Consider the following 13,073-nt stretch of genomic DNA (forward strand, 5'->3'; position numbering starts at 1 on the left):
TATCCAATCAATATTTCTGCACAATCACAACATTATACCATCATTCCTACAAATTCTTCTACAGCATTGATAGATAAATTTGTTGTGCAAAATGGTATAGTCTATATCCAAACAGCACCATTAGACCAAGCATACACAGACCTTAGTAGCAAAGCAATTTTTGCACCTATCGTCTACAATATGGCAATCTATCAGAAAAATACAACTCAATTATATTACACTATTGGCAACCAACAGCTCATTGAGATAAAAAATGATAAGCCACAAAATTTTAATAGATTGATATTAAGCAATGGCAAGGCAGAGTTTGTACCAGAAAGCAGAATAGTAGGGAATATGTTGCTCTTAAATCCAAATGCATCTATAAAACAAGATGGTGTGTACAATGTATCTAAAGATGGTGTTGCAACAGCACAATCATTGGCGTTTAATTATAATAGAAAAGAATCCATATTAGATTTTTTATCTAAAGATGATATAAAACAAAAGTTTAATTACCCAAAATTTAATATTTTAGATATAAAAAAGGCAAATATTGGAGCACAAGTTAAACAATTGAAAGGTGGAATTATACTCTGGAAAATTTGTGTAATTTTGGCGTTGATATTTTTATTATTAGAAATATTGATAATTAGATTTATGAAGTCATAGAATTTATTACAACAGATGAATATATTAATAAAAAATGTAACAATTTTAGATGCCAATTCAAAATACCATCAGCAAGTAGTAGATGTGTTAGTTGAAAATGGTAGTATAAAAGAAATCAAAAAAAATATAGATGCTTCTGTTGATACATATGATTATGCTGGTCATATACTTTCAGTAGGTTTCTGTGATTTGGTTACACAAATTGCAGATCCAGGTTTTGAGCACAGAGATACAATTAGTACCATTGCAAAATCTGCCATAGCTGGCGGATTTACTGCCATTTGCGCTATGCCAAACAATCTACCAATTACACAAAATAAAGCGGCAATACAATACATAAAATCTAATGCACAAAACACAGCAATAGAAATATATCCAATTGCAGCACTTACGCAAAATTTTGATGGAAAAACACCAACAGAAATGCTTGATTTACACCACGCAGGTGCAATTGCTTTTTCTGATATTCCAAATACATCAAAAAATGCGGGTATATTATCTCGCGCATTATTATATACCAAACAATTTGATGGTCTTGTAATAGAAATGCCATTTGATTCAGATTTAATAGCTGATGCTTGTGTACATGAAAGTGAACTTTCTGTGAGATTAGGACTTAAAGGAATTCCAAATATTGCAGAATACCTTGCAGTTTATCAAGCTATAGAAATATTAAAATATACTGGAGGAAATTTACACCTTACAGGAATTTCGTGCAAAGAATCTTTAGATTTAGTTGCAAAAGCAAAAGCAGATAAGCTAAACATTACAGCATCATGCTTTGTACATCATTTAGTATCTACTGAAAATGAATTGCTAAATTATAATTCTAACTTTAAAGTATTTCCACCACTTAGAAGTGATGCAGATAGATTGGCATTAATACAAGGTGTAAAAGATAAAACAATAGATTGTGTAGCTACACAACACACACCATTAGATACAGAACATAAAGAACTAGAATTTGAATATGCAGCATTTGGAATGTTAGGCTTAGAAACTGCATTGAGTTTGTTGCTAACAGACACAGACATTGAGTTAGAAAGAATAGTAGAAGTATTAGCCACCAATCCAAGACAACTAATTAAACAAAGTAGCATAATTGCAGAACAGTCTAAAGCTGATTTTGTAATTATTGACCCAAATAAGGCATGGACATTTACTGAAAAGCATATCCAATCTTTATCAAAAAATTCGCCTTATATAAATAAACAACTGAAAGGAAGTGTAAAAGCTATATTCAGTAAAAATAATTTTATTATACATGAATGAACAGATAACAGATACGCAAAATAACGCACAAGGCATGCTCACAGGCATAATGATTACGCTATTTGCAGCACTTATTGGTGCATTAGGTTATTCTATTGTATTTAGTTTAGCTTATTACAAAGGTCATCCATTTGAGTATGTACAAAATATGGTATTTACCATTTTGTCTGTGTTGGTTGCAGTATTAATTACATTAATATTATCAAGAATGATACAAGGCAATAAGCTAACATTCTTGCAAGGATTTTTAGGAGGATGGATGGCAAGCTTAGTTTTGGGCATGTTTATAAGCTTTTTTTACTCAATATTTATAAAAATCACAGCAACTCAAAAATTACCAGAAGGCTCATTTGCTATGCGTATGATGCTTTTTAGTATGTTAGGAATTATAATTTCAGTAATTTTGTCACTTATTATTAAAAAGAATTAAATTGGATATATCAGTAGTCATACCTTTGCTTAATGAAGAAGAATCATTGCCAGAACTATTTTCGTGGATAGATAGAGTGATGCAAGAAAATAAATTTACTTATGAAATAATTGCAGTAGATGACGGTAGCATAGACAATTCGTGGAATGTAATAAGTGAATTATCTAAAAAGAATAATGCAATAAAAGGCATTCGATTCTTACGCAATTATGGTAAATCTGCAGCATTGCATACAGCATTTCAAGATGCACAAGGTGATGTAGTCATTACGATGGATGCAGATTTGCAAGATTCTCCAGACGAAATTCCTGCATTATACAAAATGATAAAAGAAGACAAATATCATATTGTATCTGGATGGAAACAAAAAAGATTTGACAATAAATTGACTAAAAATATTCCATCAAAACTATTCAATTTTGTGACACAAAGAGTCTCTGGTATTCATAATCTACATGATTTTAATTGTGGTCTAAAAGCTTATGATGTAGAAGTTGTGAAACATATAGAAATTTATGGTGAAATGCATCGATACATTCCAGTAATTGCCAAATGGAATGGTTTTACAAAAATTACTGAGAAAGTTGTGCAACATCAGAAACGGAAATATGGTGTGTCTAAGTTTGGAATGTCAAGATTTGTAAATGGATTTTTAGACTTGTTGAGCATCACTTTTGTTGGAAGATTTGGCAAACGACCAATGCACATTTTTGGCACATTAGGTACTATATCATTTATCTTTGGATTTATGATACTTATCTATTTGTCATTATCTAAAACAATATTTGGCGAAGGTGGCATATCAAACAGACCAGCATTTTACTTAGGTATATTGACGATTATTGTAGGCACACAACTTTTTGTTGCAGGATTTTTAGGTGAATTATTAGTAAGAAACAGTGCAGAGCGAAATTATTATCACATAAAACAGAAGTTGGGTTTGTAATTTATTTTCTCTCCCAATAGTTTGTTTCTTCTATATTTTGTATAATGTTTAGATAGTTCTCGTATCTTGAAGGTGCAAGTTTTCCTTGTTCTAAGGCTTCTACAACTTTACAATCTGGCTCATTGATATGCATGCAATTATTGTATTTACAATCTTTTGCAAAATGATTGATGTCTATAAAATATCCAGAAACTTCTTCAGGCTCTACATGTAGAATAGAAAATTCTTTGATGCCTGGTGTGTCAATAATATATGTGTCGGTTTCTATTTGGTACAGTGTAGCAAAAGTAGTAGTGTGCTTTCCTTTTTCCCATTTTGTAGAAATAGTACCAGTTTTAAGTTTTAGGTTTGGATTAATAGCATTTAATAAACTTGTTTTGCCTACACCAGAATGTCCAGCAACTAAAGTTGTCTTATTACGTAGTAGATTCTTTATATTTAATAAGTCTTCATCGTTAAATGACGATATAACATGAATTGGATAAGATATATGTTTGTATATCATTTTCCAATCTTCTAATTTTTGTAAATCTTTATCTCTTAAAATATCTTTTTTATTGATGATAATTGTAACTGGAATATGATAGCATTCTGCTGCTGCAATACATCTATCTAAAAATCCAATAGAAGTTCTTGGTTGCGAAATGGTAGCAATAATAAAAAACTGGTCTATATTTGATGCAATAATATGCCTTTGGTGTTTTTGCCTTGGAGATTGCCTGATGATATAATTTCTTCGTTCTTCTATCTCTGTGATAACAAAATCATTTTTATCATCTGAGTTTTCTACCAAAACATAATCGCCAACAGCAATTGGATTGGTTGTATCAATATCTTTTATTTTTAGCTTGCCTTTAAGTCTACAAGCAATAGTTCTATTTTGTTCTGCCAAATATACTTGGTACCAACTTCCTGTAGTTTGTATCACTCTACCACGCATTATAGTTTGTATTTCTTGCATCTGCTTGGCATTTTAGGTTGTATATTTTTTCTTTCTTCTGCTGTTATATAAATTCCCGAATAGTACAACAATACCAATTGGAATTAAAAACACTAATATCTGCGCAAGTTTTTTCTGATCTAAAATTTTTGCTTTATCAAGCAACCTCATTTTTACTTCTCTATTTCTTGCTTCAATTAAATTGTTGTCATCAATAAGGTATTCAAAACAATTTAGGATAAAATCTTTATTCGCATATTGTTGTTGTGTGTATTTGTCATAGCCAAGTGCCACAGGCGCACCTTTGCTATCTACATCATTCGATATTACATCACCATCAGCAATAACTATCATTTTGCTAGGCATGCTTTTGGCAATAAAAGTTGTATTTTGTTTGGCTAAAATTTGTCTTAAATCTGATGTAAATTGATTGGTATACAGAGAAGAAAATTCGCCTTCGAGCAACACTGCCAAAGGAATTTCTTTTGTATTAAATAAGTTTGGATTTGGTTTTTGTTTTGCGCCCAACAAATGAATTTCAAATGGCAGACTTTGAATTCTTGAATATGTGGAGGTGCTTGCCAATATTGTTTTATTGACATTTGGATTGCTCAAAACATCTATAGAACTAACAAACCTAAACCAAATTGGATCAAGATTTTTTATGATAGGATGATTGTTTTTTGGTATTGCAATTGGAAAAAATACCCAAGGAAATAATTTTGGTTGTGGATTGCCACCTATTGTTTCTACTATTGGAATTTGTGAGCAATATAAATCTAATGCTAGGTTGTAATTGATACGCACACCATATTTAAAAAGTATATCTTCGATATTGAGTTCTCTTGCTGTTGATACATAGCTTGGTGCTTGCTGGAAATTCTGCAAATCAGCATTGCTATGGTCTATCAGCCAAATTACCTTGCCACCATGCATAATGTATTGGTCTATCAAAAATTTTTCTTCATCAAACAAAGCAACTTGTGGTTTGGCAATGACTAAAATATCTATGTTTTGGTTGAGTAATGGTTCTGTTGCCAATTCTATTTTATCTACAATAAAATTTTGTTGCGTTAAGTGTTTAAGTATCTCTTGGATATTTGGCAATGGTAGCTCGCCGTGGCCTTGTAAGAAAACAACTTTTGGTGCATTTTTTCTTATTAATTTTTGGATACTATTGGCTAATTTATATTCTAAAAAATTAACTGAATTGTTGATGGCACCTTGTGCTCCAAATGCAAATTGACTTTCTAATATTTGCATTGGTATTTCTTTTCCATTTGATTTTAGAATGGCTCCTGGGAAAATTAGTTTTTCTATAAATCCACTGTTGGTATTTACTTCTAAGTTAATAGGTTTTATGCCTTTTTCTACTAACTCTTGCATCAGCTTCTGTTTGTCCTCAGCTTTTTTTATACCATTAATGTCAATATAATTAAATGCAATTTTTCCATTAGAATAGGTTCTAAATTCTCTGAGCAATTCTGTTGTTTCTTGTTTTAGTTTTTTTATTCCAGCTGGCAAATCTTTTCCTTCTAAGTACACATCTATAACAACATCTTGTTTCATGTTTTTTAATAGATTTTTTGTTGCATTAGTTAATGTGTATCTTTTTTCTGCAGTTAAGTCTAGCCTAAAATATAATCTACTAGCAATAGTATTAACTAAGAATAAGATTATAAATGATATAATTATATACTGTATTGATTTTCTTAAATTATAATTCATCTGGTTATATTCAATTGTTTTACCATTTTCTACTTTCAATACTTGTTTTGCTTAATATCAAGAACATTGCTATTATACTTATAAAATATATAATATCTCTACTGTCTATCACACCACGACTAACTGATTCGTAATGCGCACCTAGCCCAAAATACTGAATCCAGTAGTCTATACTTCCTGAAAAAATAGGTAGTGTACTTAATCTGAAAAATGCATCATACATTAAATAAGATAAAAATACACCTAAGATAAATGCCACAATAGTATTGTTCGTTATTGCAGAACTGAATAAGCCAATGGCTGCAAATACTGCACCTAAAAAGAATAAGCCAATATATGAACCATAACTTGCACCAACATCTATTGGTGCATTGCTCAAACTAAAATGTTTGACTACGATAAAATATATATAAGTTAATACAAAAATAAATAGCCACAAGCTGAGTATTGCTAAATATTTTCCGATAATAATTTGTGTTTCTGTAATTGGCTTTGTAATTAAGAATTCTAATGTGCCATTTTGCTTTTCATCACTAAATGTACGCATGGTAATTGCTGGAATTAGAAAAATTAATATCCAAGGTGAAAGTTTAAAAAACTCATCTAAAGTTGCATAACCATTGTCTAAAATATTGCCTTCAAATACAAATAAATTTAAGCCTAATACAATAAAAAATACGAGCATACTCATATATGCAATGAGCGAACTAAAGAATAAGTTTATTTCTTTTTTATATATTGCTATCATATTTTTTTCTGTGTAGCTTGTCTAAAAATATTTTCAAGGTCTTCTTTTATTTCATGCATATCTAAAATTGAATTTTGCTCATTTACAGCAAAATCAAATATAGTTTTCTTAGTTTGTAATGGATCTTTTGTAATAATTTCTATTGTTTTTGTATCTGCACTTGCTTCTACTATTTCAATATTATAAGATTTTAGTTTATTGGTGTCAATTCCATTTTCAAACGAAACTTTTATTCTAATATTGTTATTGTCATCATGTAGATTTTCTATGGTAGATTTTTTTACTATCTCACCTTGACTAATAATAATTACACTATCACAAACGGCACTTACTTCTTGCATAATATGTGTAGAAAATACGATTGTTTTTTCTTTCCCTAAATTTTTAATCAGCATTCTGATATCTGCTAATTGATTTGGGTCGAGTCCAGATGTTGGCTCATCTAATATTAAAATTTCTGGATTGTGTAGTAATGCTTGCGCCAAACCAACTCTTTGTTTGTATCCTTTTGAGAGTTGAGCTATCTTCTTGTGTTGTTCAATATTTAACCCAACAATATCAATAATTTCTTTTATTCTATTATTTCTTTGTTTGTGTTCTATGCCTTGTATTTCTGCTGCAAAATCTAAAAATTCTTTCACATACATATCTGGATACAAAGGATTATTTTCTGGCAAATACCCAATTTTCTTTTTTGCTTCAATGCTTTGAGTTACAATATCCAAATTACAAATACTAATTTTTCCAGCATCTGGAGGCAAAAATCCAGTAATCATTCTCATTGTTGTAGATTTTCCAGCACCATTTGGTCCAAGAAAACCTAATATCTCACCTTTATTTACTGAAAATGAAATATTGTTTACTGCTTTCTGCGTATCAAATTGTTTAGTTAAGTTTTCTACAATAATAGACATCTTACAAAATTAACATCTTTATCAGAATAAAAATTATTAATTTTAGTGAATTATTTTCTACATATGAAAAAATCTTTGTTGTATTTCTTAGTAGCCATGACCATGTTTGTTGCTATAGATGCATTTTCTACAAATATATCAACCAAAACATATGGTGTTGATGCATTTGATGCTATCTTAGTTCAAGATGCAATCCAAGTTGTTTTGAAAAAAAGTAATGTTTCAAAAGTAGAAGTTGAAACTGAACAAGATTATCAAGAAAAGGTTAGTGTACAAGTTTCAAATAAAAAATTAGTATTAAAAACAAAAGAGAATAAAAATAGTACAGTTGTTAAGAAATCATCAGAGATAGGAACAAAAGTAAAAGTATATGTGTATTATCAAAGTTTATCAGAAGTTTTTGCAAGTGGTGCATCATCTGTTGCTATGCAAGAAACAATGACAGGAGAAAAATTGTTACTAATTCTAAGTGGTGCAAGTAGAGTAAATTTTAGTGGAAACTTATCATGGTTGAGCGTAAATTGCTCAGGTGCTAGCAAATGTACAATATCAGGCAAATATGATAAGCTAAACATACAATGCAATGGTGCATCAAATATAAATTCTAATGCTGCGATTGCAAATTCAGTAGATGCACAAATTAGTGGCACATCACTGGCAAATATCTCAGCACAGAAAGATTTAGTTATTAATGCATCTGGCGCAAGCCATGTAAAGTATAAAATATCACAAGACACAAAAGTTGTTACAAATATAGCAGGAGCAAGTACTGCAACAAAAATATAATCTTACATGAAAAAACAATTATTACTATTATTTTTAATCATAAGCTCTAGTATGTTCTATTATTCTTGCACTTACAAGAATGCATCTATACCTGATTTAGAACAATACACAATAGATACAGTCATCACAGCTGAAGATACCTCTGGTTTTATTTATGGTAGATTATACCTGAATGGTTCTGAGTTAGGTTCTTTATTTGAAGTTTATACAGTAGATAATTATAATAATTATGATAGCATCTTATCAATATCAACTGTATATAAAAATGTACGAGTACTATTTTATTTGAATGATACAAGCCTTGGTGTTTATAATGCTACTACAAACTTAAACGCACCTAAAACATGCCTTGTACTTCTAGATGCGAATGTTACAAATTTAATAGATCAACCTGTTGTATTAAATGTAGGTAATGTTACTTTAAACTCATTTGATACACTAACAAAAGTGTACAGAGGTAGTATTAGTGTTTCTAATGTTGGTGTTGCAAAGACTTATGATATCAGAGGTACTTTGGCTTTTAAAATGAGGAACTAAAATAATTTATTTACTGGATCCATTTTATCACTTGAGCTTCCTTTTTTCTTTGGAGCTTTTTTGCTATTCATGTTTTTGGTTGTTGTCTTCTTCTTATCAAAATTATTGTAGAAATCATTAGGACAACCTATCTTTTTGTTGCAAGCAACAATCAATATCATAACACAAATAAGGTAAAGTAATTTATTTCGCATATGCTAATATAATAAATAATTTATATTTCCAATATTGCAGTCGCTTCAATTTCTACTAACAAATCACCATTTATCAACTTTGGTATTTCATACATGGCAGTAGCTGGCTTTATTTCTGCAAAATATTCACCATGTGCTTTGCCTATCTCTTCCCATCTAGAAATGTCTGTACAAAATATTCTTGTACGCACTACATCATTCATGCTTGCACCAAGCTCAGCTAATACTTTCTCAAATTTTTGTAAAATTGTTTTTGTCTGTAAATACATATCGCCTTTGCCTACAACTTCGCCATTTACAGTTGCCGTAGTGCCAGCAATTTCTATTGTGTTGCCAATTTTTACAGCTCTACAGTAGCCAATTTTAGTTTCCCATTCACTACCTTCTAAATAATTTACTCTTTTGCTCATAAAATTTTATCTATTGTTTTTAAAATTAAATCTAATTCAAATCCTTTTTGTTGTGCATAGATAATCAATTTTTGTCTTTTTTTATATTCGTCAGCTTCTTTTAGTAGTTTATTTTTTTTTATTAAAATTTGTTGGAGTTTGTCTTTATACATTTCATCATCAATACAATTTAGCTCATGTTCAATATAATTTGTGTCGATATTCTTTTGTTTGAGTTGGTAGGATATTTTTATCTTTCCCCAATTTTTTATATTTAATTTACCTTGTGTAAAGCGTTCAGTAAACCTCTTTTCATTCAAAAAATTATGCTCAGTGAGGTAATTAATAAACTGCTCATATTCTGAAATACTTACATTAAGTTGATACAATTTCTTTTTTACATCAGCAACACATCTTTCTTGATAAGCACAGAAATGTTCTAATTTTTCTATAACTTGCTCATCTGTGTATACCTTTGTAACTATTTTCTTTTTCAAACCAACGCAAATTAAAATAATTTATTAAAATCGAGTTACAATAAAAATACTTATTTTCGGTGTTTATATTACTTAGTTATGAAAACAACACCACTTACAGATGTACATGTAGAACTTGGAGCCAAAATGGTAGACTTCGCAGGGTTTCTGATGCCAGTTAGATATACATCAGATATTGAAGAGCATAATACTGTAAGAAATGGTGTAGGTGTTTTTGATGTATCGCACATGGGAGAATTTATTCTCAAAAAAGAGAATGCATTGCCATTTTTGCAAAAAATAGTATCTAACGATGTTTCAAAACTGGAGAAAGGACAAGCAATGTATGGTTATCTTCCAAATGAAAATGGAGGAATCGTAGATGACTTATTAGTATATCATTTGGATGATGGTAATTATATGTGTGTTGTAAATGCAGGAAATATAGACAAAGATTGGGAATGGTTTAATAAACATAATACGGAGAATGTAGAATTACATAACATATCTGACAATACAGTATTGCTTGCCATACAAGGACCAAAAGCCGCAGATGCCTTGCAAAGCTTAACAGATATTGATTTAAAATCTATACCATACTATCGTTTTCAAAGAGGCAGTTTTGCTGGAGTAGAAAATGTCATTATCTCAGCTACAGGATACACGGGCGCTGGTGGTTTTGAGTTATATTTTAATAAAGCACATGCAATAGATATTTGGAACAAAATATTTGAAGCTGGGAAAGCATACAATATACAACCAATTGGTTTAGGTGCGCGTGATACTTTGAGATTAGAGAAAGGTTTTTGTTTATATGGTAATGATATTGATGATACAACATCACCATTAGAAGCTGGCTTAGGTTGGGTAACAAAATTCAATAAAGATTTTATTGCTAAAGAAATTCTTTTAGCACAAAAAGAACAAGGCTTACCTAAGAAATTAGTAGGATTTAAGATGATAGAGCGTGGTATTCCTCGTAGTCATTACCCAATTAAAAATGAAAATGGCGAACAGATTGGACATGTAACATCTGGTACACAATCACCTACATTAGGTGTAGGAATTGGAATGGGTTATATTGATACTGAGCATACAAAAATTGGCACTAGTATATATATCGAAATAAGAAATAAATTGATAAAAGCAGAAGTTACAAAGATTCCATTTTTGTAATCAAGCAGATTAGAAAATAAAATACTACATATTATTATGGCACAACAAGATAATTTACAGAAAATAGTTTCGCATTGCAAAGAGTATGGATTTATTTTTCCATCATCAGAAATATACGATAATTTAGGTGCAGTATATGACTATGGTCCATTTGGTGCAGAACTTAAAAACCATATCAAAGAATATTGGTGGAAAAGTATGGTGCAATTGCATGAAAATATTGTGGGTATAGACGCTGCAATTTTTATGCACCCAACTACCTGGAAAGCTAGCGGACACGTAGATTCTTTTTCAGATCCATTAATTGATAATAAAGATTCTAAAAAAAGATACAGAGCAGATGTTTTATTAGAAGAAAAGATTGATAAGCTAAAAGAAAAAGGCGAGAAAGAATTAAGCAAGAAAAATTTATTAGATGCAGCTGAAGAAGAAAAAGCTAAAGCAAGTAGAGATTATGCCAAAGCATTAGAGTTAGAAGCAGAATATCAAAAAGCAGCAGCGGCAGCAGATTTTGTTAGATACAAAGAATTAATAGAAGCATACGATATTGTTTGTGAAGTTTCTGGCTCAAAAAATTGGACAGATGTACGTCAATTTAATTTGATGTTTGGCACACAATTAGGCTCAGTTGCAGAAGATTCTAATACTATTTGGCTAAGACCAGAAACAGCTCAAGGTATATTTGTGAACTTCTTGAACGTTCAAAAATCGGCACGTATGAAAATACCTTTTGGTATTGCACAGATAGGAAAAGCATTTAGAAATGAAATTGTGGCACGACAATTTATTTTCAGAATGCGTGAGTTTGAACAAATGGAAATGCAATTTTTCATTCAGCCAGGCACACAAAAAGAGTGGTTTGCAAAATGGAAAGAAATAAGATTAAAATAGCATTTAGCATTAGGCACCAATCCAGAAAGTTTGCGTTTTCACGTACACGAAAAATTAGCACACTACGCTGATGCTGCTGAAGATATACAATTCAGATTTCCTATTGGTTTCAAAGAATTAGAGGGCATTCACTCACGTACTGATTTTGATTTGGGTAATCATCAACAATATTCTGGTAAAAAAATGCAATATTTTGATAGTGAATTAAACCAAAACTATGTGCCTTATGTAATCGAAACTTCAATTGGTTTAGATAGAATGTTTTTGCGTGTAATGAGTGAAAACTTAAAAGAAGAAACATTGGAAAATGGAGAGATAAGAACGGTATTAAGTTTGCCTCTTGCATTAGCACCAATAAAAGTTGCCATATTACCATTAATTAAAAAAGATGGGTTGCCAGAAAAGGCACGAGAAATCCAAGATAAATTGAGATTTATTGGAAGAACTTATTATGAAGAAAAAGATACCATTGGCAAAAGATACAGAAGAATGGATGCCATTGGTACGCCATATTGCATTACTATTGACCACCAAACTTTAGAAGATAATACAGTTACATTACGCGACAGAGACACTATGCAACAAGAACGTATTAGCATCGAAAACTTAGAAAGATTAATTTCTGAAAAAGTAGACATGAACACACTACTAAAAAAATTGGTGTAGCAATTGCTACACCAAAAATATACTGATTAAAATAATCTATTATTCTATTTATTAATAATAACTCTATGTGGAATTGGTCCAGCAATTCCATTAGTATCAAAAGCTTTTTTCACAATTTCTTGTGCTCCAAAGTAAACTGTCCAATAGTCTTCTTGCCAAATTGTTTAATGAGATTACCACTTTCGTTGTAATGACAATTACGCTTCTGTATGATAAAAACTTTATTTTCTTAACGCTATTTTCTAATGCCGTGGTGGTCGGCAGTCGACTGTCGACAGTCAGCCGTGAATTGACGTTTGAACTTTTTTTTTATTTTAATCTGTTATTGG

Annotated in this window: 14 protein-coding genes and 1 pseudogene; 8 read left to right on the forward strand and 7 right to left on the reverse strand. The window is 30.6% G+C overall.

All coding sequences use genetic code 11. The annotated features are described in order from the left end of the window. Positions 1 to 66 precede the first annotated feature (66 nt). Genes IPK18_05055 through IPK18_05070 form a run of 4 tightly spaced genes read left to right on the forward strand, consistent with a single transcriptional unit; the run spans position 67 to position 3,299 of the window. On the forward strand, positions 67 to 651 hold the full coding sequence (locus IPK18_05055) for a hypothetical protein (GenBank protein QQR98884.1): 585 nt from the start codon (positions 67 to 69) through the stop codon (positions 649 to 651). 15 nt (positions 652 to 666) lie between these two features. Next, positions 667 to 1,923 (forward strand): dihydroorotase, encoded by a 1,257-nt coding sequence (locus IPK18_05060; GenBank protein ID QQR98885.1) that lies wholly within the window; start codon positions 667 to 669, stop codon positions 1,921 to 1,923. Next, positions 1,916 to 2,353, forward strand: coding sequence for a hypothetical protein (locus tag IPK18_05065; protein ID QQR98886.1), 438 nt, complete (start codon positions 1,916 to 1,918; stop codon positions 2,351 to 2,353). The genes IPK18_05060 and IPK18_05065 overlap by 8 nt, the downstream gene beginning before the upstream one ends. Position 2,354: 1 nt before the next feature. Further along, complete coding sequence (locus IPK18_05070) at positions 2,355 to 3,299, forward strand: glycosyltransferase (GenBank protein ID QQR98887.1); 945 nt, start codon at positions 2,355 to 2,357, stop codon at positions 3,297 to 3,299. Between the two features lies 1 nt (position 3,300). Here the strand turns inward: IPK18_05070 and rsgA are convergent, their stop codons facing one another. From rsgA to IPK18_05090, 4 genes are read right to left on the reverse strand one after another with little or no spacing between them, the layout of a single operon-like run. Further along, positions 3,301 to 4,239 carry a ribosome small subunit-dependent GTPase A gene (gene rsgA / locus IPK18_05075; GenBank protein QQR99298.1) on the reverse strand — a complete coding sequence of 313 codons (939 nt, stop codon included), beginning with the start codon at positions 4,237 to 4,239 and terminating at the stop codon, positions 3,301 to 3,303. 33 nt (positions 4,240 to 4,272) lie between these two features. Further along, the gene (gene gldG, locus IPK18_05080; protein QQR98888.1) at positions 4,273 to 6,006 is read right to left on the reverse strand and encodes a gliding motility-associated ABC transporter substrate-binding protein GldG; all 1,734 of its coding nucleotides are present in this window, start codon (positions 6,004 to 6,006) and stop codon (positions 4,273 to 4,275) included. After that, a complete protein-coding gene (locus tag IPK18_05085; GenBank protein QQR98889.1) occupies positions 5,987 to 6,715 on the reverse strand; it encodes an ABC transporter permease in 729 nt (242 codons plus the stop codon). The genes gldG and IPK18_05085 overlap by 20 nt, the downstream gene beginning before the upstream one ends. After that, positions 6,712 to 7,629 (reverse strand): ATP-binding cassette domain-containing protein, encoded by a 918-nt coding sequence (locus tag IPK18_05090; GenBank protein ID QQR98890.1) that lies wholly within the window; start codon positions 7,627 to 7,629, stop codon positions 6,712 to 6,714. Before IPK18_05090 ends, IPK18_05085 begins: the two co-directional genes overlap by 4 nt. Before the next feature lie 63 nt (positions 7,630 to 7,692). Between IPK18_05090 and IPK18_05095 the strand changes: the two genes are divergently transcribed. After that, a complete protein-coding gene (locus IPK18_05095) occupies positions 7,693 to 8,415 on the forward strand; it encodes a DUF2807 domain-containing protein (protein QQR98891.1) in 723 nt (240 codons plus the stop codon). A 6-nt stretch (positions 8,416 to 8,421) separates the two neighbouring features. Continuing rightward, on the forward strand, positions 8,422 to 8,952 hold the full coding sequence (locus IPK18_05100) for a hypothetical protein (GenBank protein QQR98892.1): 531 nt from the start codon (positions 8,422 to 8,424) through the stop codon (positions 8,950 to 8,952). Here the strand turns inward: IPK18_05100 and IPK18_05105 are convergent. Genes IPK18_05105 through IPK18_05115 form a run of 3 tightly spaced genes read right to left on the reverse strand, consistent with a single transcriptional unit; the run spans position 8,949 to position 10,032 of the window. Beyond that, positions 8,949 to 9,113 carry a hypothetical protein gene (locus tag IPK18_05105; GenBank protein ID QQR98893.1) on the reverse strand — a complete coding sequence of 55 codons (165 nt, stop codon included), beginning with the start codon at positions 9,111 to 9,113 and terminating at the stop codon, positions 8,949 to 8,951. The two genes, IPK18_05100 and IPK18_05105, sit on opposite strands and share 4 nt — an antisense overlap. A 53-nt stretch (positions 9,114 to 9,166) precedes the next feature. Next, the gene (locus IPK18_05110; protein QQR98894.1) at positions 9,167 to 9,556 is read right to left on the reverse strand and encodes a RidA family protein; all 390 of its coding nucleotides are present in this window, start codon (positions 9,554 to 9,556) and stop codon (positions 9,167 to 9,169) included. Next, on the reverse strand, positions 9,553 to 10,032 hold the full coding sequence (locus tag IPK18_05115) for a RecX family transcriptional regulator (GenBank protein QQR98895.1): 480 nt from the start codon (positions 10,030 to 10,032) through the stop codon (positions 9,553 to 9,555). The genes IPK18_05110 and IPK18_05115 overlap by 4 nt, the downstream gene beginning before the upstream one ends. 78 nt (positions 10,033 to 10,110) lie before the next feature. On the opposite strand from IPK18_05115, the gene gcvT reads away from it, so the two are divergent. After that, a complete protein-coding gene (gene gcvT / locus IPK18_05120; protein ID QQR98896.1) occupies positions 10,111 to 11,187 on the forward strand; it encodes a glycine cleavage system aminomethyltransferase GcvT in 1,077 nt (358 codons plus the stop codon). Positions 11,188 to 11,223: 36 nt separating this feature from the next. Next, positions 11,224 to 12,744: pseudogene (locus IPK18_05125) on the forward strand (glycine--tRNA ligase). The last annotated feature ends 329 nt before the right edge of the window (positions 12,745 to 13,073 follow it).

It is taken from the genome of Sphingobacteriales bacterium (assembly GCA_016699615.1).
Taxonomy (GTDB): Bacteria; Bacteroidota; Bacteroidia; order Chitinophagales; family JADIYW01; genus JADJSS01.